The sequence below is a fragment of the Streptomyces sp. RerS4 genome (assembly GCF_023515955.1).
In the GTDB taxonomy this organism is placed as follows: domain Bacteria; phylum Actinomycetota; class Actinomycetes; order Streptomycetales; family Streptomycetaceae; genus Streptomyces.
The window spans coordinates 922,940-941,235 of sequence record NZ_CP097322.1; the positions used below are offsets into that span (position 1 = coordinate 922,940).

Consider the following 18,296-nt stretch of genomic DNA (forward strand, 5'->3'; position numbering starts at 1 on the left):
CGTCCGTACCGCGAAGGAGCCGGTCATGCCCGCATCCCGCTACACCGTCAGTGACGTCATGACGCACACCGCCGTCGCCATCGGCCGCGAGGCGTCCTACAAGGAGATCGTCGAGCTGATGAACCAGTGGAAGGTCAGCGCGGTTCCCGTCCTGGAAGGCGAGGGACGGGTCGTCGGCGTGGTCTCCGAGGCGGACCTGTTGCCGAAGGAGGAGTTCCGGCGTGCGGACCCCGCGCTGCCCGAGCAGCTGGAGGAAGCGTCGAAGGCCGGAGCGGTTCTGGCCGAGGAGCTCATGTCGAGTCCGGCGATCACCGTGCACCCCGACGCGCCCGTCGCCGAAGCTGCAAGGATCATGGCGCGCAAGCACGTCAAACGCCTGCCCGTGGTGAACGCGCTCGGGATGTTGGAGGGTGTGGTCAGCCGCAGTGACCTCCTGAAGGTGTTCCTGAGGCCTGACGAGGAGCTCGAGGAGGAGATCCGCCAGACCGTGCTCACCGAACTGGCACCCGGTGTGACCTTGGAATTCGTCGTACAAGACGGCGTCGTCGCTCTTCGCGGCCCGCTGCGGGATCGGGCCTTGGTCCCCCTGCTCGCACGGGCGATCCGCGCGGTCGAGGGCGTCGTGGACGTCCGGATGGAGCTGGAAAGCACCATCACTGCCTAGCGAGCCTGCTCGTCGGCCACGGGTGCATTGTGCGTCTTCCTGAGACAATTCGGAGGGAAACGCACAGCACGGACCGAGCCAGGGGCGATCATGTCCGAGGATTCGAACACGTCCGCCGGGGCGCCTATCAAGGTGTTCCTCCTCGACGACCACGAGGTGGTCCGGCGCGGGCTGCGGGACCTCCTGGACGCAGAGCCGGACATCACGGTCGTAGGCGAAGCCGGAACGGCCGAGCAGGCGCTCGCCCGCGGGCCGGCGCTCCGTCCGGACGTCGCCGTACTCGACGTGCGGCTACCCGACAGTGACGGCATCACCGTCTGCCGCGAGCTGCGCTCACGCATGCCGGGCCTGGCCTGTTTGATGCTGACCTCGTTCGACGACGAGGACGCCCTCTTGGACGCGATCATGGCAGGGGCTTCCGGCTACGTCCTGAAGCAGATCAAGGGCTCCGATCTGGTCTCGGCCGTACGCACGGTCGCCACCGGACAGTCCATGCTGGACCCTGCGACCACCGCCCGCCTGATGCACTCCCTGCGCGACCCGGAAACGGCGAAGGCACCGGAGGACGCCCGCCTGGCGGCTCTGTCCGAACGGGAGCGTGCCGTCCTGGAGCTCATCGGCGAGGGCCTCACGAATCGACAGATCGCCAAGCAGCTCTACCTGTCCGAGAAGACGGTCAAGAACCACATCTCACGGCTCCTGGGCAAGCTCGGAGTGGAGCGGCGGGTCCAGGCGGCCGTGATCGCCGCCCAAGTGCGCGAGCACGGTGCCAGGACGGCGAAGTAGGCAGGAACCCGGCGACGGTCAGCGCGGTGGCGAGACCAGAGGTACCTGCCACTCCAGGCGAGTGCCCCGCTCCCCATCGCGCCGCGCCGCGGCCTCCATCTGGCCGCTGAGCCGTTCGGCACGCTCGGCCAGGTTCCGCAGTCCGCTGCGCCGACCGCCTGCGGGCAGGCCGACGCCGTTATCGGTCACGGTGACCGTCAGGTTCCCGTCGGCCGCAACGATCGAGACCTCCGCCCGCGTCGCCTCGGCATGGCGGGCGACGTTGCTGAGAGCTTCCCCCACCACAGCGAGGGCCTCGTCCGCGACGGCCGACGGTACGTCCGTGTCGATCAGCCCCTCCACCCGCAGAGCCGGGGCGAAGCCGAGGGCTGCCGAGGCCTCATCCAGGGCTTGGGCCAGGCGGGAGCGCATCTTGGACGTTTCACCGGGGGCCTCGTGTTCGCGGAGTCCGAAGATGGTCGATCGGATGATCTTGATGGTGGCGTCGAGGTCGTCCACGGCGCGCGCGAGGCGCTCGGACGCCTGGGGGTGGTCGACGAAGCGCTGGGCGCTCTGGAGGGTCATGCCGGTGGCGAAGAGTCGCTGGATGGCCAGGTCATGCAGGTCACGGGCGATGCGGTCGTGGTCCTCCAGCAGACTCATCTGCTCGGTGTCGCGGCGCCTGTCGGCAAGCTCCAGTGCGAGGGCGGCCTGGCCCGCGAACCCCGGAAGCGCGGCGACCTCCGTGGTGGCGAATACGGGGTGACCGTGCCGCCGGGCGAGCATCAGGACGCCACTGAGCTTTTCCTTGGTGCCGACAGTGACGGCCACGGCCGGGCCGAAGCCCGCCCACCGCTCGGGTTGCACGGTGACGCGCTCATCGATCGCCACGTCGGGGACGGTGATGAGGCCGTTGCGTGCCAGGGCGGCCTCGGCGAGAGTGCCCTGAGTGCTGGGCAGGACGATCCCGCGGTGCGCCTCGGCTCCCTCCCCGAGGGCAAGCGAGCCTCGCAGTTCACCGGCGGGGCCGAGCAGGTAGAAGACGCCCATATCGGCGCTGGCGATGTCCTTGGCCCGCTCCAGCATGCCTTCGAGGACCTCCTCCTCGGGCGCTCCGGAGAGCAGGGCGCTGGTGATGTCGGAGCTGGCCTCCAGCCAGCGCTCCCGCAGCCGGACCTCCTCGAAGAGCCGGGCATTTTCGATGGCGATGCCGGCCGCGACAGCGAGGGTGGACAGGACCGCCTCGTCCTCGGCGTCGAACTCGGCTCCGCCGCGCTTCTCGGTCAGATAGAGGTTGCCGAAGACCTCCTCGCGAATGCGGATCGGGACACCGAGGAAAGAGTGCATCGGCGGGTGGTGGTCCGGGAACCCGTAGGAGGCCGGATGCTCGGACAGCTCCGACAGTCGCAGCGGCTCGGGGTGGCGGATCAGCTCACCGAGGATGCCGTGGCCGGAGGGCAGGTCTCCGATCTGTGCGCGGAGGTCGTCGCTGATGCCGACGGGAAGGAACTCGGCCAGCTTTTTGTCGTTCCCGATGACGCCGAGAGCCCCATATTCGGCGTCCACGAGCACCACGGCAGCCTCGACGATCCCGCGCAGCACCTGCGGCAGGTCAAGCTCCCGGCCCACGGACATGACGGCCTCGAGCAGACCGTTCAGCCGGTCCCGCGTGCCTCTGACCTCGTCGATCCGTACCTGCAGCTCATCCAGCAGTTCGTCGAGCCGCAGTCGAGGAACACCGCTCCGGGTGGGCTGTTCCCCTGTGCTCATGCCCACCTCCGGCCGGAAGTGATGGCGAGACGGCCATCGCTTCCACGGTATCTCCGGCCGGATGGCCCGGCCTTCCCACTCAGGGGGAGGTCATTGCCCCATTCGGGCTCTCCTCGTGCCCGGGCGTACCGGTTTCGTCGTGCAGGTGCCGGACGTGGGCGTCCGGGCCGGGGAAGAACACGGTGGTACGGCCTGTGTCCGACCAGCGCACGTCGTACGGCGGGGTGCCGTCGTCGTGGTGCAGGGCGATGACTTCGCCGTCGCGGCCCGGCGTGCCGACGGTGGGGCCTCCCACGACGATCTGGTCGCCCACCTCGGCGTGGATCCCGTGCCCGTGGGCAAGCGGATTCGCGTTCATGTTCATGCCTTTCTGTGGAATGCGCCTCTCAGGAGCCGGGCGGCTACGAATGCCGCGAGGGCTGCCGCGGTGGCGAGCCCGGTGCCGGCCCAACCCACCGGCTGGGTGTCCAGCAGCGACCGCAGAGCGGGAACGTGCAAGGCGGCCATCGCAAAGAAGGCGGAAGCCGCCACGGAGGCGGGGAGGAAGAGGTTCTGGGTGGTGAGCAACCGGGCCCGCAGCCCCAGGGCCACGCCCAGCTGGGCCCCGAGCAGAGACAGGAAGAGCACGCTCTGCCAGGGCAGGCCCATGGAGCGCGCGCCGATGCCTGCGATCAGGCTGAACGCCGTCACGGCTGCGGCGAGGACGAGGAGGCGCTGCCACACGCCTGCGGCCAGGATGTGCTGTCCGGGCGGCCTGGGCGGGCGCCGCATGGCCTCCGGCGCGGCCGGTTCGGCGCCCATGGCCACGCCGGTGAGGCCGTGGGTGAGGAGGTTGATCCACAGGATCTGGCCCGCCCGCAGCGGCAGGGCCAGGCCGAGCAAGGGGCCTGCCAGCATCACGAGGATCTCGGCGGTTCCGCCGGCCATGGCGTAGACGAGGAAGCGTCGGATGTTGTCGTAGACGCGGCGGCCTTCCTCGACGGCCGTGACCACGGTGGAGAGCTCGTCGTCGGTGAGGACGAGGTCGGCGGCCTGGCGGGCCACCTCGGTGCCGCGGGCGCCCATGGCGACGCCGATGTCGGCCTGGTGCAGGGCGGGGCCGTCGTTGACGCCGTCCCCGGTCATTGCGGTCACGGCGCCGCGGGCTCGCCAGGCGTGGACGATGTCCAGCTTCTGCTGTGGATCGGTCCGGGCGAAGACGCGGACCGCGGTGAGGTCGGTGTCCGGTGCTGCGGCCAGCTCGGGTCCGGTGACGACCGCATCGGCTGGGCCGCCCTCGACGAGTCCGATGCGTGCGGCGATGGCGTGGGCCGTCGCAGGGTGGTCGCCGGTGATCATGACCGGTGTGATGCCGGCGGCGCGGCAGGCTGCCAAGGTGGCCGCGGCTGCCGCTTTCGGCGGATCGCTGATGGCGATCAGGCCGAGAAGGCTCAGTCCGTGTTCCGCCTCGGCGGCGGGCAGGCTCCACTGGAGCCGTTCGGCGCCTGCCACCGCCAGGACCCTGAATCCGTGCGCGGCCAGCTCGGCGGCCTGCCGACGGGCCTGGTCCAGGACTCCGGGCGGCTCGGCGAGCACCGCGGGCGCCAGGACGGTCTCCGGTGCTCCCTTGAGGCAGACCAGGACGTTGCCGTCGGGCAGGTGGTGCAGGGTGGTCATCCGTTTGCGCAGGCTGTCGAAGGGTGCTTCTCCGATCCGAGGGCACGCCTGGTGCAGATGGGCGGGGTCGGGGCAGCCGGCCTTGGCAGCCGCTGCCAGCAGCGCGGCCTCCATGGGATCGCCCACGGCAGTCCACGCGCCGGAACCGCTCTGGGGCGGTTTCAGGCTCGCGTCGTTGCACAGGGCTGCCGTGGTGAGCAGCTCCTGCAGCGGGCGGAACTGCTCGGGCGTCAGGGAGCGTCCGGCCCGGGTCAGGTTTCCGTGGGGTTCGTATCCGCTGCCGGATACGTCTGCGGCTCCCGACGCCGTCCATACGTGCTGGACGACCATGCGGCCCTCGGTGAGGGTGCCGGTCTTGTCCGTGGCCAGGACGCTCACCGATCCGAGCGTCTCTACCGCCGGCAGGCGTCGGATCAGGGCGCCCCGGGCCGCCATGCGGCGGGCCCCGAGGGCAAGTGCAAGGGTGACCACGGCGGGCAGGGACTCGGGCACCGCGGCGACCGCCAGGCTGATGGCCGTGACCGCCATCGTGCTCACGCCGAGGCCGCGTACGAGGCCCAGGGCGAAGAACAGCACGCACAGAGCCAGGGTGACGGCGGCCAGAACACGGCCGAGGGACGCGAGGCGGCGCTGGAGCGGTGTCGGGCCGTGATCCCCGTCGAGGAGCGCCGCGATCCGACCGAGGGCACTGGCAGATCCTGTGGCCGTGGCCGTTGCGACACCCCGACCGCGTACCACGACGGTGCCGGCGCTGACCGTGTCACCCGTGATCTTGGCGACGGGTTCCGATTCGCCAGTGAGCATGGACTCGTCCATCAGGAGAGCGGACGCCTCGGCAAGATCGGCATCTGCGGCGACGATGTCTCCCTCACCGAGCAGCAGGCTGTCACCCGGCACCACGAGCGCTGCCGACACCTCGTAGGCCGCGCCGTCACGCCGTACCCGGGCGTGGGGGGCCGAGAGAGCGGAGAGCGCGGCGACCGCGCGGTCCGCCCGGACCTCCTGGGCTACTCCCACCGTCGTGTTGAAGACGACCACCAGTCCGATGACGACGGCGTCCGGGTGGTCGCCGATCGCGATGGTCAGGAGTGCGGCACCGAGCAGCACCATGATCAGTGGATCACGCAGCTGGGCCAGCACGCGGCGGTGGAGGGGGGTGGGCGGCGGAGGTGCCACCTCGTTGCGGCCGTACCGGGCCAGTCGGCGTTCGGCCTCGGCCTGCGTCAGCCCCGCCGGAGCTGAGGAGCCGGCGGACGGCACTTCGATCGCGCGGCTGGTCATGGCGGGCTCATCCAGTGGGGACGGTGATCACGGGGCAGTGTGCACGGTGCAGGAGGCCGTGGACGACGGATCCGATCCGCATGCCGGTGTATCCGCCGCGGCCGCGGCGGCCCACGACGACGGCCAGGGCGTGCTCGGCGGCCCGGGCCAGTTCCTCGACGGGGTGGCCGGTGAGGACCTCGTGTGTCACGTGCACGTCCGGGTACTTCTCGGCCAAGCCGGCGGTGGCCTCGGAAAGCAGAGTGCGCTGGGCCCGCAGCGCCACCTCCTCGTCGTCCAGCATGATGAGCGGTGGCTGCCACACGCAGACGACCCGCAGCGCCGCCCCTCGAAGGTCGGCCTCGTCGAAGGCGAAGGCCAGCGCGGCCGTGGCGGACGCGCTTCCGTCGATACCCGCGACGAAATAGGGCGGCTGCTGGCTGATGTGCTCGGCGTCGCCCACGACGACGACCGGGCAACGGGCCTGGGCGGTGACGGGGACCACGAGCGAGCCGGCGCTGAAGAACTCGGCGGTGCGGCTCAGGTGCCGGGAACCGAGGACGACCATGCGGGCCTCTCGCGCCGCGCCGCCCAGCACGGGGGCGGGGAAGCCGCTCAGCAGGTCACCGGTGACAGCCACCTCGGGGTGGCGGTCACGTACCCAGTCGCACGCTTGTTCGAGTCTGTCGGATCCGGCCTGCCGCAGGGCGATCTGGCCGGGGGCGTCATCGACGTGATGGGTGTCGTGCTGGGGCGGTACGGCGAGCACCAGGCGCAGCGGGAGCCTGCGCCGTTGTGCCTCGTCGGCGGCCCAGGCCAGGGCGAGGTGCCAGTCCCTGTCCGGGTCGATGCCCACGACGATGTCACGGCTTGCTGACGGGTGGCTGGTCATGACTGACTCCCGAAGTCGCTGCCGGTCCGGGGGATGAGGAGGACGGGGCAGTGGGCGTGGTGCAGCAGGCTGTGCGTGGCCTTGCCCAGGTTGGGGGCGAGTCCGAGGGGCCCCGGGATCCGGCGTCCGCCCATGACGAGCAGGTCTGCGTGTCGGGACGCCTCGACCAGGACACCGGCCACGGAAATGCTCTTCTCCGCATCGGCCTGTACCTCAAGGTCGGGGAACTCGCCGCGGATCACGTCCGTGACGGCCCGCAGGGTCTCTGCGTGCCCGCCGGCGATTTCATCGACGCCGTCGAGCATGGTGACCGCCTCACCGACGGACTGGAGCACGTTCCACACGTGCAGCAGCCGCAGGGAGGCCTTGTGCAGCTCGGCTTCCCGGGCGGCGTACCGGGCGATCAAGAGGTCGTGTTCGTCGCGTACCGCGGCGAGCACCGTTCCGGTCTCCTCGGTCCCCTCGATGCCTCGGACGACTATGACGGGCGTCATGGCGATGGCCGCGGTGCCCAGTCCGACCGATCCGAGCATGAGGGAGTTGAACCCGCCCAGGCCGCGGTTGCCCACCACGACCGTGCCGTGGAGCCCGCCGGCCCGGTGCAGGGTGTCGACGGCGCCGGCGCGGCTGAATTCGGTGGTCACGGTCAGCCCGGGGTACTCGGCCGACACAGCCTCCGCCGTGTCGTCCAGGAGCGCCCGGCCGTTGACGCGGACCCGTTCGATGGTCTCCGCCGACAGGTACAAGGCTCTGCCGTCGGTGTCGGCGCCGTAGACGATGTGCAGGGGACGGTCACGGCGTACGGCCTCTTTGGCCGCCCACAGAGCAGCGACGCGTGCCGACTCCGAGCCGTCCACGCCGACCGTGACCGAGCTGGTGTCCGGGGTGCGGAAGGTGCTTTCCACGATTCCTCCCAACCGAGAAGCCGATGAGGGACACCACTCACGCTGGCACCGTGGACGCATAAGGAAGAGGGCCGCCCGGGACCGCCGACGGGACCAAAGGTCCCCATCGTCCCGGGCTCGGCAACCCCGGGCCCTTACGGGCCCTCGGACGGGACCGTTCGGCCCTCGATCACGGGCAGTCGCCGGCGGATGGTGGGGGCACACCCCACACCGGACATCAGCCTCGCGCGACTGGGCGGAGCAGGAGGGCCCCATGAAGCACATCAAGGTGGCGGACCTGATGACCGACGAGGTCGTCTCCGTGGCCCCCGGCACCGCCTTCAAGGACGTCGCGAAGCTCCTCGCCCAGTACGACATCTCCGGAGTCCCCGTCCTGGACGACGAGGACCGCGTGGTGGGCGTCGTCTCGCAGACGGACCTGCTGGCCCACACGGTGCCGGGCCCCCATGACCTCGAGCAGAGCAGGACGGCAACTGGGCCGCCCACCGCGGGCGAGGTCATGTCCGTACCTGCGGTCACCGTCCACGCCGAAGAGACAGCGACTGACGCCGCACGGCTGATGACCCGCCGGAGTATCGAACGCCTCCCCGTCGTGGACGTGGAGGACCGGCTCGTCGGCATCGTCACCCGCCGGGACCTGCTCCGCATGTTCCTGCGCCCGGACTCCGAGATACGCCGACGCGTCACCGACGAGGTCCTCACCGAGGTACTCGGTGTGCCACCCGGTGACATCGACGTCCACGTGGTGGACGGCATCGTCACCCTGGACGGCCATGTCGAGCGCCGCAGTCAGCTCCCCGCACTTCTCAGCCTCGTCGAACAGCTCGACGGGGTCGTCGCCGTGGCATCACGCGTCACCGCCCGCACCGACGACACGGCAACCCACGCGGACCACGCCCGGCACGCAATGCCGTGGTGATGAGCACCGGACCGCGCGAAGGGAATCGCAGCCATGCAGAAGCACGTGACCGTCGGAGTCGACGGCTCCCCGGAAAGCCGGGCAGCAGCACGCTGGGCCGCACAGGAGGCCGTCCTGCGGCAGGTGCCGCTGCGCCTCGTGCACGCCGTCGACTGGCCCCTGGACCCGGTGTTTCCCGGACTGGGCCGCCAGGACGTGGACCGCTGGGCCGACCAGGCCCTGACCGAAGCCGGGCAAGAGCTGCACGGGCGCCACCCGAACTTGGAGATCACGACCCGCTGCCTGACAGCACGGCCGGCCGCCGCCCTCGCGGCCGAGTTCGCCGACGCCGGGCTGCTGGTCCTGGGATCGCGTGGCCTGGGCGGTCTGGTCGGTTTCATCGTCGGCTCGGTGGCGATGTCCACCGTGGTCGCGACCGACACCCCGGTTGTCCTCGTTCGCGTCGCCGACGACCCGGCCGGCCCGGGCACCGGCTCCAGCGGCGAGGTCGTCGTCGGCGTTGACATCCACGAAGCGTGCGACCGGGTACTCACCTTCGCCTTCGAAGAGGCGGCCCGGCGCGACTGCCCACTGCGGGCCGTACACGGCTGGAAGTTGCCGCCCGCCTACAGCTACGTCCCCTTCTTCGACCCGGACAACGAACGGGACATCGGCAGGAGCGTCACACACATGGTGGACGACATGCTGCTGCCTTGGCGGCACAAGTTCCCCGACGTGAACGTCAGCCACAGCGTGTTCATGGGATCCGCGGGTGATCATCTCGTCCGGGCCGCGCAGGGCGCGCAACTCGTCGTCGTAGGACGCCATGTGCGCCGCTCCGCCCTCGGCGCGCACCTGGGCTCGGTCGCCCACGCGGTCCTTCACCACGCAGCAGCCCCCGTGGCCGTCATCGCCCACGACTGAAGGAGCGCTACCGGTGAATCGGACGTATGCCGCGCGCAAAAAAGGGCGGAAAGAGTCCGCCCGCTTCTCGCGGATCCCGATTGTGCGGTGCGCGGCACTCGGCCGCTTCTCCGCATCCTCGCAAGGACCCTTTCCGCACTTTCATGGAACCACCCCCAGGCGGAGCCCACCAGGGCCGGGCGGACCGCCTAGAGGCCCCGGACGGCCCTACCCACGGACGGGTCGCCCTGCACACCATCGCGAGTACCGGCCGTCCCGTCGAGGAGGAAGACCATGAAGCACCTGCGCACCATCGATGACGTCATGACACACGCCGTGATCTCCATCGACCGAGGAACCGCGTTCAAGGACATCGTGGAAGCGCTGCGGATGTGGAACGTAAGCGCGCTCCCAGTTCTGACCCAGGACGGACAGGTGGTCGGCGTCGTCTCCGAAGCCGATCTGCTGCTCAAGCCCCAAGGCGCCGACACGCCCCACGACACCACCGCCGAGCAGCTGATGACCCGCCCGGCCGTGACCGTCACGAAGGACGCCACCATTCCCACCGCGGCGCGTTTGATGGCCCGCGGGCACCTCAAGCGCCTTCCCGTGGTCGACGGCGACGGCCGCCTCGTCGGCGTCGTCAGCCGCGGCGACCTGCTCAAGGTCTTCCTGCGCCCCGACGAGGACATCGGCGCCGAGATCCGCGAGATGATCACCTACCAGCTGATCCCGCACGCTTCCGCCGAGGTTCACGTCCACGTCGCCAACGGCATCGCCTACCTCAACGGGTCGCTGCCGGACCCCGCGATGGAAGACGTCGTCGTACGTGCCGCCGGCACCGTACCGGGCGTCGTCGACGTCAAGGCGGATTTCACCGTCCCCGTATCCGCATGAGGGCACGACCGTCATGCGGCACCGCAGCGTCTCGGACCTGATGACGCACACCGCCGTCACCGTCCGGCGTACGACCGCGTTCAAGGAGATCGCCCGGCTCCTGAAGGAGTTCGACATCACCGCCATGCCCGTGATCGACGAATCCGGGCACCCGGTCGGCGTCGTCTCCGAAGCCGACCTTCTCCGTCGGCGGCCCGCCGGTGGTGCGGCAACAGCCGAGGAGCTGATGACCAGCCCGGCCGTCACGGCCCGACCCGAGTGGAGCGTGGTCCGCGCGGCCCGCGTCATGCAGCGGCACCGGGTCAAAAGGCTGCCGGTCGTCGACGCGGAAGGCCGGGTGGTCGGCGTACTCAGCCGCAGCGATCTGATCCAGCTCTTCCTCCGCCGCGACCACGCGATACAGGAAGAGATCCTCGAAGACGTCCTGACCCGGACACTCCACCTCCCTCCCTCGGCCATCACCGTCGAAGTCGACGACGGCCTGGTGACCCTCAGCGGCACCGTGCCGCGGCCCGGACTGCTGCCCGTGGTGATCCGCCTCTGCCAGAGCGTCGACGGGGTCGTCGACGTCGACAACAGACTCACCTGCACGGAGGCTGAACAGAGCTGACCGGGCAAGGAGGGCCGGTCGGTCCCAGGTTGGGCCGCTCGGTCCTTTCCAAGGACCTCGCAGGAGGCAGAGCCTGAAAGCAGCCGACTATCGGGCCCCACCGGTCGCCGTCGTGGCGCACGACTGAGGCCACATAGACAGGACCAGTCCCATGACCGCAACACACCTCGACCCCGACACCGTCATCCAGCTCGTCGGCGACGCCGTCACTGCCCCGTCCATGCACAACGCCCAGCCGTGGAAGTTCGTGTTCCATGTCGGCAGCGGCGCCCTCGCTCTTTACGGCGACCCGGAACGCGCCATGACCCGAACCGACCCGAACCACCGTGGCCTCCACCTGGGTTGCGCCGCAGCACTGTTCAACCTGCGCGTGTCCGCGGCCTGGATCGGTCTGCCGGTTCGCGTGCAGCTCTTGCCCGACGACGCCGAACCATGGCTGCTCGCCACGGTGACCATCGACGAAACGACGGGCGTGGACCGCGAGCTGGCCTCCCTGCACGCCGCCATCCGGCGTCGGCACACCAGCCGGTACCCCTTCAGCGAGGAGCCGGTGCCGACGGCACTGCTGGACGGTCTGTGGGCTGCGGCCCACTTGGAGGGCTGCCGGCTGACCGTCCCTGATACGTGGCATATCGACACCGTGCTCGGGCTGGTCCGGGACGCCGAACACCGCGAGGAGATCGATCCGCTCGCGCAGGCGGAAACCGCGGCCTGGACCTCCCACCCCCAGAGTGCTGCAGACACACGTCGGGACGGCATTCCCGCCTCCGCATTCGGACCCAAGGGCTCCGGCGGTCCCACCCCCGTACGCGACTTCGGTTGGGCCAACCCGATACCGGATCGCGGCTGGGCCGTGTTCGAGAAGCGGCCGCAGCTGGCTCTGCTGAGCACCGAGGTGGACACCAAAGCCGACTGGATGCGCGCCGGTCAGGCAATGGAGCGCGTCCTTCTGCAGGCCACCGCTGACGGACTTGCCACGTCGATGACGTCCCATCCCCTGGAATGGCCGGAGCTGCGGTGGACGGTGCGAGACCCGGTCGCGGCCATGGGGCACGTGCAGATGGTCTTCCGCCTCGGCTACGGCCCCGCAGGCCCCGACACGCCCCGTCGCCCGTTGACTGAGGTCCTGGAACTCCGGGAGTAGAAACCCGCGGAAGACGCGTAGACGCTCGAATGGCGAATCCGCTCAGGGCGCGAGGTCTCGGCGTTGGAGCAGCACATGAGCCAGCAGGATGCCCAGCACTCCCGTTCCGACAAGGATCCCGAGCTGGGGCCAGAGCACGTCGCCTTCGGCCAGGGCGTCGCCGGGGGCGTAGTAGTGGAACGGGCTGAGGAACCTCAGCGATGCTGCGGGCGACCAGGCCAGGGCGATGAAGTTGACGGCGAAACCGACGGCCCCGATCGCGATGGTGGCGCCGACCACCTGAGCCCGCCGTCGTCCCGCCGCCGATACGGCCATCGCCGGCCCGATCAGGCACAGGGCGAAGCCGAGGCCCATGACCCCGGCGGCGAACACCCCGCCGATCGGCACCGCACGGTCGATGTCCGGGGACAGCGCCACCCCCACCGCGACCGTGAGGGTCGCTGCCAGGTTCAGGGCCAGCGCCGCGAGCACCAGCGCGACGGTCCGCTCCGTCAGAAGCCGGGTACGGCTGACGGGACGCACCATGACGAGTTCCACCGTCCCGGATTCCACGTCCGCGGCGACGGCGGCCGCAGCGAGCGACCCGATCGCGGTGAGCTGCATGGCGATCCAGAACGGGTGGGTGAGGCCGGCGCCCAGCAGCCCGGGGTAGCTGGCGATCGACACGTCGCCGCTGGATCCGCTGAAGGCCCGGTAGGCCGAGGGCGGTCCCTTCCCGCCCGAGGAGAAGAGCTGCCCCGGAGGAATCGCGTTGGCGACCACCACGATGAGCGCCTCGAAGACGACCATCCCGACGAGCAGGGCGGCCAGCATCCGGCGCCGCCGGTACAGGGCGAGCCACAGCAGCGGCCACTGCCGTCTCACGGCTCCTCCCGCCCGGCGCCGTTGCGGTACAGGTCCATGAAGGCCTCGTCCAGCCCGGCCTCTTCCACCGTGACGTCGGCTACCGGCATGTCGAGCAGGGTGCGCAGGGCGCCCACCACCTCGCTCGGTGGCACGAGCAGCTCCACCCGGTCCCCCTGCCAGCGCGGGGCCCAACGTTCTGCGCCGCCCAAGGGCCGTGGCCCCTCTCCGTCCGCGAAGGACAGCCTGATCCGCCTGGCACGGGCCTCGCGCAGGCGGGCCACGCTCTGGACCGTGACCAGCCGTCCGTCCCGGATGATCGCTACCCGCCCGCATGTGCGCTGCACCTCCGGCAGGATGTGGCTGGAGAGCAGGACGGTGCGTCCGGCGTCGGCCGCCTCGCCCAGCAATTCGAAGAACGTCTCCTGGACCAGAGGGTCGAGTCCTTCGGTCGGTTCGTCGAGCACCACCAGATGTGGGTCGTGCTGCATCGCCTGCACCAGCCCGAGCTTCTGCTTCATGCCCCGCGAGTAACCCCCGACGAGGCGGGCGAGGATCGCGGACGTCAGCCCCAGCCGATCGCACAGCTCGCCGCGGCGCGGTACGGGTGCTCCTTGGAGCGCGGACAGCAGATCGAGGGTTTCCGCTCCGGAAAGTTCCGGGTAGAGGCGCAGTTCACCCGGCAAGTACCCCAGCTGGGGGGCCACCCGGCGGTGATCGGCGATCGGTTCCAGTCCGAGCACCCGCACACGTCCCTCGCTCGGCCGGAGCAGCCCGGTCAGGCACCGCAGTGTGGTTGTCTTCCCCGCGCCGTTAGGGCCGAGGAAGCCGAACACCTCACCTGGTCTCACAGTGAGGTTCAGGCGGTCGATTCCCGTCACCGGCCCGTACCTCTTGGTCAGTCCGGTCAGCTCGATCGCCGGCCCGTCACCCATGGGTCCAGTCTGAGCCTGATGCGTGAGACCCGCCTGCTGATCCAAGGCTGTAGGCAGGGAGGGGGTCGTGGCGCGGTGCGGTTCCTGCTGCTGCCATGTCGCCGTAGGCGGTGCGCTTGAGCTGCATCGCCAAGTTTTCAAGCGCCCGGGCAGTTGCGAGTTCGTCGCCGATCTCAGGCACGTCCTTGTCCGTGGGGTTGCAGCGCGCGGTGCCGTGGCCCGTGAGACGGGTGGTGCCGGTGTCGAGTTCGACGCGAACCTTCGTCGTGTGCTCTTCCTCGAAGAGGTAGACGTGGGTCTTCCATTCGGCCGTGTGCGTCATCGTGTGCCTCCGGTGGGTTCAGGAGCGGTGGTGTCGGCGTCGGGCCCAGCGCCGGACCTCGTCGGTTCCCCAGACCAGCGGTGGGAAGACCGAGATGAGAAGGATGACGTCCAGCGGGAGGGCGGCGGTACCGAAGAGGTTCTGGAGCGGCGGCGCGTACACGAGCGCCGCGGTGAAGACGAGTTCGAAGGCGATGCCGGCCAGGAGCAACGGGTTGCTGAAGAAGCCGATGTCGCGCAGGGCGGCGTGGTCGGTGCGGGCAGCGATAGCTGTGCCGACCTGGCAGGTGACGATGCCGGCGAACGTGGCGGTGGTCGCGGTGAGGTAGGCGTGGTGGAGCGGGGTTCCGGGTCCGGTGGGGTCGCCGGGGTGCCAGCCCGCGCGCCACAGGACGTAGAAGAAGGCGGTCATGACGAGGGCTGCGGAGATGGTGCCGAGCCAACCCCAGCTGCGTACGAGCATGTCTTTGTTGATCACGCTTTGGGAACTGGGGCGGGGCGGGCGGGACATGATTCCCGGCTCGGCGCGCTCACGGCCGAGGGCGAGGGCCGGAAGGGTCTCGGTCCCCAGGTCGATGGCGAGGATCTGCAGGACGGTCAGCGGGAGCGGTACGGCCCCGGCTGAGAGGGCGAACACGAGGAAGGGCACGACCTCGGGGGTGAGGTGGGCGAAGATGTAGACGATGAACTTCCTGACGTTGTCGTAGACGCGGCGGCCGGACTCGATGGCCGTGACGATGGTGGCGAAGTTGTCGTCGGTCAGGACCATGGTCGACGCCTCGCGGGCGACGTCGGTGCCCGAGAGCCCCATGGCGACGCCGATGTGGGCACGGTGCAGGGCCGGAGCGTCGTTCACGCCGTCGCCGGTCATGGCCACGATCTGTCCGTGGGCCCGCAGGGCGTCGGCCACCTTCAGTTTGGTCTCGGGCGAGGAGCGGGCGAAGACGATCTCCGTGCCTTCCAGGCGCAGGAGATGGTCGAGCTCGTGGTCGTCGATCGCCTCGGACTGGGCGACCACGTGCAGGTTCGTCGTACCGATACCGACGGCGCGGGCCACGGCGGCGGCGGTGGCACCGTTGTCGCCGGTGACGATGTGGACGGTGAGACCCGCCTCGTGGCAGCGCCCGACCGCGTCGGCGACCTCGGGGCGCGGCGGGTCGTACAGTCCGACCAGTCCGAGCAGGTGCAGGTCCCTCTCGACGTCCTGCCGCTGCAGCGGTGCCGTTGTGCCGGGCGGCAGTTCGCGCACCGCGACGGCCAGCACGCGCATGCCGTCCGCGGCTAGTGTGTCGGCGGCGGTCTGAGCTTGCGCAGTCGGCTCTCCTTCGGCCAGTAGTGCCAGGACGCTCTCCGGGGCGCCCTTGACGATCACGCCGAGGCTGTCGTGGTCGTCAGTGCGGAGCACCACCGACATGCGGCGCAGGCGCGGGTCGAAGCGGAAGCAGGCGCGGCGGTGGGTGTCCCGGTCGGCCAGGTCGACAGGCGCAGCGTGCTGTGTGGCTCCCTCCACCAGCGCGATCTCGGTCGGGTCACCGTGCAGCCCGCCGTCGCTCTCGAGGGTGACGGTCGTGCACTGCGCGGCGGCGTGGACCAGTTCGGCGGTCTCCGAACCGCTCGGCGTCTCGTGCGGTGGTGTCCAGGTGGAGTGCAGGCGCATCTGGTTGCGGGTGAGGGTGCCGGTCTTGTCAGTACAGATGACATTGGTGGAGCCGAGGGTCTCCACGGCGCTCAGCCGCTTGATCACCGCGCCTTGGCGGGCGAGGACTCGTACGCCGACGGCGAGGGCGAGGGTGATGGTGGGCAGCAGCCCTTCCGGCACGTTGGCCACGAGCAGACCGATCGCGAACATCAGCGAGTCGGTGAGTGGCAGCCCCACTGCGACGCCCAGCACGAGGAAGACGACTCCCATGGCGACTGCGGCTGCAGCTATCAGCCAGGCGACCTTCTTGACCTGAGTCTCCAGTGGGCTCGGTTCGCGGCGGGTGCGCTGGCTGAGGGCGGCGATCCGGCCGAGTTCGGTGTGGTCTCCGGTGGCGAAGACGATCGCCTGCGCTTGCCCCTCGGTGGCGGTGGTGCCGCTGAAGACGAGGTTGGGCTCCTGCAGCAGCGAGAGGCCTTCAAGAGCCGGGCCGGCAACACGCTCGACGGGGGTGGCCTCGCCCGTGAGCATGGAGAGGTCCGCCTCGACTCCCCCCTCGGTCAGGCGGGCGTCGGCGGGTACCCGGTCGCCCTCGTCGAGGGCGATGAGGTCGCCGGGGACCAGGTCCCGGGCCGGGACGTGCTGTGGCTGTCCGTCGCGGATCACCTTGGCCTGGGCGGGAAGGTAGCCGGCCAGGGTCTCGACAGCCCTCTCGGCCTGCCGCTCCTGCACGAGGGCGAATCCGGCGTTGACGAGGATGACCGCGACGATCGCCCAGCCGAGCACCTCGATGGCAGCGATGAAGGCGAGGGCCGCCGCAGCCCACAGCAGCAGAGCCAGTGGGTGGACCAGTTGCCGCAGGAGTTCCCTCAGGACGCTCGTACGGGTGGTGCGGCGGACCTCGTTCGGGCCGTAGACGGCCAGTCGGCGTGCCGCCTCCCGGCTCGACAGGCCCAGAGGGCCGGTGTGCAGTTCGCGACGGAGCAGGGGCAGGGGTTCGAGAGGATCCGGCGCGGTGTCCGGTGTGAGGTCCGGGCCGGCAGCGGTCTTACTCATCGCCGGCTCCCTGGCCGGGGCGCAGGCGGCCGGACCAGAGGGGCTCGATGCCCGCCCACTCGGATTCCCAGGCCCGTGCGCTGCGCGCGTCCACGATGCGGAGGCGCACGGCGACAAGGGCGCCGCCGGCGAGCACGATCCCGGCCAGTGTTCCGGTGCCGATGGCTACCGCGTTCAGAGCGATGTCGGCCTGGCTGGGCGGAGCGGCAGCCGCACTGCCGTTGTCGTCGACCCACACCCGGACCGTGTCACCGTTCCGGGTTCCTGCCGGAACGGGGATGGTTTCCGTGTGCGGGCGCCGCGAGGGGTAGTGCCACGTGGCGGTCGCGACGGTTACGGGCCGACTGCTCGGCTGGTCCCCCGCTCGGTAGCCGGTCTCGCCGATCGTGGTGGCCGTTACGTTGTGTCGATGGCGCGCGATGTCCTCGGCGGTGCGCTGGCCGTCCGTCCAAGCGGCTCGCCCAAGGGCGAAGCCGGTGATGACTGCCAGCAGGCAGGTGAGCGCGAAGGCGGCACGCAAACGGGTCCGGGCGCGGTCGGCATCACGCCTGAGCGGGTTGGCCCCCGTCCCTGTCGTCCGGTGGTGCATGGCACGCCTCCGTGCTGGTGCGAGCCGGGGCCGTCCCTTCAGGCGGCGAGCTCGGCGCTGATGTGGTGGGCCCACTTCTGGATCCGCTCGGGGTTGCGGAAGTCTCCGCCCTTGCCCTGGCGGGTCAGCGCCTTGGCGAGGAAGCCTGGGGTGTGGGCCGTGATGCTGCCGCCGAAGGTCATGTGCTCGCGCGCTCCGACCAGTTGCATCTGCCGGGCGACCGCGGAGACCGGGGGGATGTCGTGTTCCTCGGCGGAGCGGTCGAGCGGGCCGCTGCTGAACATCCACACCGGGCGGTGCCGCAGGGAGTCGGCGTTGCGTTCTGCGCAGTGCTTGGCCTTGCTGCTCCAGTGGCCGGCGTAGAGGGATCCGCCGAGGACAACGGCGTCGTAGGCGCGGACGTCGTGGACGTCGTCGGCGGGCAGGACGACGGCGTCGAGACCGTCCTCGCGGAGGGTCTTTCCGATCTGCTCGGCTATGCCTGCGGTGGCACCGTGCTTGGTGCCGTAGGCGACCAGGACTCGCTTGGTGCTCATGGCGGGTGCTCCT

18 protein-coding genes are annotated in these 18,296 nt (G+C 70.3%); 7 read left to right on the plus strand and 11 right to left on the minus strand.

Annotated features, from left to right (window positions below; translation table 11 throughout):
• Positions 1–25 precede the first annotated feature (25 nt).
• Entirely contained in the window at positions 26–664 is a 639-nt protein-coding gene (locus M4D82_RS04205) for a CBS domain-containing protein (protein ID WP_249764729.1), read from the plus strand.
• A gap of 90 nt (positions 665–754) precedes the next feature.
• On the plus strand, positions 755–1,450 hold the full coding sequence (locus tag M4D82_RS04210) for a response regulator (protein WP_249764730.1): 696 nt from the start codon (positions 755–757) through the stop codon (positions 1,448–1,450).
• Between the two features lie 18 nt (positions 1,451–1,468).
• Here M4D82_RS04210 and M4D82_RS04215 read toward each other — a convergent pair whose 3' ends face one another.
• From M4D82_RS04215 to M4D82_RS04235, 5 genes are all read right to left on the minus strand, one after another.
• The gene (locus tag M4D82_RS04215; RefSeq protein WP_249764731.1) at positions 1,469–3,199 is read right to left on the minus strand and encodes a sensor histidine kinase; all 1,731 of its coding nucleotides are present in this window, start codon (positions 3,197–3,199) and stop codon (positions 1,469–1,471) included.
• Between the two features lie 79 nt (positions 3,200–3,278).
• Positions 3,279–3,557, minus strand: coding sequence for a DUF1918 domain-containing protein (locus M4D82_RS04220; RefSeq protein ID WP_323139217.1), 279 nt, complete (start codon positions 3,555–3,557; stop codon positions 3,279–3,281).
• Between the two features lie 2 nt (positions 3,558–3,559).
• Complete coding sequence (locus M4D82_RS04225; protein WP_249764732.1) at positions 3,560–6,136, minus strand: cation-translocating P-type ATPase; 2,577 nt, start codon at positions 6,134–6,136, stop codon at positions 3,560–3,562.
• 7 nt (positions 6,137–6,143) lie between these two features.
• The gene (locus tag M4D82_RS04230; protein ID WP_249764733.1) at positions 6,144–7,007 is read right to left on the minus strand and encodes a universal stress protein; all 864 of its coding nucleotides are present in this window, start codon (positions 7,005–7,007) and stop codon (positions 6,144–6,146) included.
• Positions 7,004–7,912 (minus strand): universal stress protein, encoded by a 909-nt coding sequence (locus M4D82_RS04235; protein WP_249764734.1) that lies wholly within the window; start codon positions 7,910–7,912, stop codon positions 7,004–7,006. The genes M4D82_RS04230 and M4D82_RS04235 overlap by 4 nt, the downstream gene beginning before the upstream one ends.
• 253 nt (positions 7,913–8,165) lie before the next feature.
• Here M4D82_RS04235 and M4D82_RS04240 point away from each other — a divergent pair, with 253 nt between their 5' ends.
• From M4D82_RS04240 to M4D82_RS04260, 5 genes are all read left to right on the plus strand, one after another.
• The gene (locus M4D82_RS04240) at positions 8,166–8,831 is read left to right on the plus strand and encodes a CBS domain-containing protein (RefSeq protein ID WP_249764735.1); all 666 of its coding nucleotides are present in this window, start codon (positions 8,166–8,168) and stop codon (positions 8,829–8,831) included.
• Between the two features lie 33 nt (positions 8,832–8,864).
• Positions 8,865–9,734, plus strand: coding sequence for a universal stress protein (locus tag M4D82_RS04245; RefSeq protein WP_249764736.1), 870 nt, complete (start codon positions 8,865–8,867; stop codon positions 9,732–9,734).
• A 273-nt stretch (positions 9,735–10,007) separates the two neighbouring features.
• Positions 10,008–10,610, plus strand: a complete 603-nt coding sequence (locus M4D82_RS04250; RefSeq protein ID WP_249764737.1) for a CBS domain-containing protein — start codon at positions 10,008–10,010, stop codon at positions 10,608–10,610.
• A gap of 13 nt (positions 10,611–10,623) precedes the next feature.
• Positions 10,624–11,220 carry a CBS domain-containing protein gene (locus tag M4D82_RS04255; RefSeq protein ID WP_249764738.1) on the plus strand — a complete coding sequence of 199 codons (597 nt, stop codon included), beginning with the start codon at positions 10,624–10,626 and terminating at the stop codon, positions 11,218–11,220.
• A gap of 151 nt (positions 11,221–11,371) precedes the next feature.
• The gene (locus M4D82_RS04260) at positions 11,372–12,364 is read left to right on the plus strand and encodes an Acg family FMN-binding oxidoreductase (protein WP_249764739.1); all 993 of its coding nucleotides are present in this window, start codon (positions 11,372–11,374) and stop codon (positions 12,362–12,364) included.
• A 42-nt stretch (positions 12,365–12,406) separates the two neighbouring features.
• Here the strand turns inward: M4D82_RS04260 and M4D82_RS04265 are convergent, their stop codons facing one another.
• From M4D82_RS04265 to M4D82_RS04290, 6 genes are read right to left on the minus strand one after another with little or no spacing between them, the layout of a single operon-like run.
• A complete protein-coding gene (locus tag M4D82_RS04265; protein WP_249764740.1) occupies positions 12,407–13,228 on the minus strand; it encodes an ABC transporter permease subunit in 822 nt (273 codons plus the stop codon).
• Positions 13,225–14,142, minus strand: coding sequence for an ABC transporter ATP-binding protein (locus M4D82_RS04270; protein ID WP_249764741.1), 918 nt, complete (start codon positions 14,140–14,142; stop codon positions 13,225–13,227). Before M4D82_RS04270 ends, M4D82_RS04265 begins: the two co-directional genes overlap by 4 nt.
• Complete coding sequence (locus M4D82_RS04275; protein ID WP_249764742.1) at positions 14,135–14,464, minus strand: DUF1876 domain-containing protein; 330 nt, start codon at positions 14,462–14,464, stop codon at positions 14,135–14,137. The genes M4D82_RS04270 and M4D82_RS04275 overlap by 8 nt, the downstream gene beginning before the upstream one ends.
• Before the next feature lie 18 nt (positions 14,465–14,482).
• The gene (locus M4D82_RS04280; protein ID WP_249764743.1) at positions 14,483–17,158 is read right to left on the minus strand and encodes a cation-translocating P-type ATPase; all 2,676 of its coding nucleotides are present in this window, start codon (positions 17,156–17,158) and stop codon (positions 14,483–14,485) included.
• A complete protein-coding gene (locus tag M4D82_RS04285) occupies positions 17,151–17,747 on the minus strand; it encodes an Rv1733c family protein (RefSeq protein ID WP_249764744.1) in 597 nt (198 codons plus the stop codon). Before M4D82_RS04285 ends, M4D82_RS04280 begins: the two co-directional genes overlap by 8 nt.
• A 38-nt stretch (positions 17,748–17,785) precedes the next feature.
• Positions 17,786–18,283: a flavodoxin domain-containing protein gene (locus M4D82_RS04290; RefSeq protein ID WP_249764745.1), complete on the minus strand. Its 498-nt coding sequence runs from the start codon at positions 18,281–18,283 to the stop codon at positions 17,786–17,788.
• Positions 18,284–18,296: the final 13 nt, after the last annotated feature.